The organism is Mesorhizobium sp. f-mel (genome assembly GCF_053850215.1).
The window spans coordinates 1-895 of sequence record NZ_JBSPTO010000080.1; the positions used below are offsets into that span (position 1 = coordinate 1).

Below are 895 nucleotides of genomic sequence, written 5' to 3' on the forward strand. Positions count from 1 at the left end.
CGGTCGAACTGCATGCCTTCGACGACTTCGAGTTCGGTCTCTGCGGTCTTGGCTTCCTCGACCGTGATGACGCCCTCGTTGCCGACCTTCTGCATCGCTTCGGCAATCATCGAGCCGACCGAAGCGTCGCCATTGCCGGCGATGGTGCCGACCTGGGCAACCTCTTCCGAGGTCTTGATCTTCTTGGCGTTCTTGATCAGCGTCGCGACAACGTCGCTAACCGCGAGATCGATGCCGCGCTTCAGGTCCATCGGGTTCATGCCGGCGGCAACCGCCTTGTGGCCTTCCTGGACGATCGACTGCGCCAGAACGGTCGCGGTCGTGGTGCCGTCGCCGGCGATGTCGTTGGTCTTCGAAGCGACTTCGCGGACCATCTGCGCGCCCATGTTCTCGAACTTGTCTTCAAGCTCGATTTCCTTGGCGACGGTGACGCCGTCCTTGGTGATGCGCGGTGCGCCGAACGACTTGTCGATGACGACGTTGCGGCCCTTGGGGCCGAGCGTGACCTTCACTGCGTCGGCGAGGATGTTGACGCCGCGCAGCATGCGCTCACGGGCATCGCGGGAAAATTTTACGTCTTTGGCAGCCATTTTTAGCTCCTGGCAGGGGCTTGAATTGAGCCCGAAGATTTAAGTGACGGTGAGGCCGATATTCAGCCGATGATGCCCATGATGTCGGATTCCTTCATGATCAGAAGGTCTTCGCCATTGAGCTTGACTTCGGTGCCCGACCACTTGCCGAACAGGATACGGTCGCCGGCCTTGACATCCAGCGGGACGAGCTTGCCGGCTTCGTCGCGGGCGCCGGAACCGACGGCGATGATCTCGCCTTCCTGCGGCTTTTCCTTCGCCGTATCCGGGATGATGATCCCGCCGGCAGTCTTGGATTCGGATTC

General features: G+C 60.9%; 2 protein-coding genes. Both read right to left on the reverse strand.

All coding sequences use genetic code 11. The features are described from left to right. A partial coding sequence (locus tag ACWUKX_RS30960; RefSeq protein ID WP_456010455.1) for a TCP-1/cpn60 chaperonin family protein occupies positions 1-590 on the reverse strand: 590 nt, incomplete at its 3' end. A gap of 62 nt (positions 591-652) precedes the next feature. After that, on the reverse strand, positions 653-895 hold a 243-nt coding region (locus tag ACWUKX_RS30965; protein ID WP_456010456.1), incomplete at its 5' end, for a co-chaperone GroES.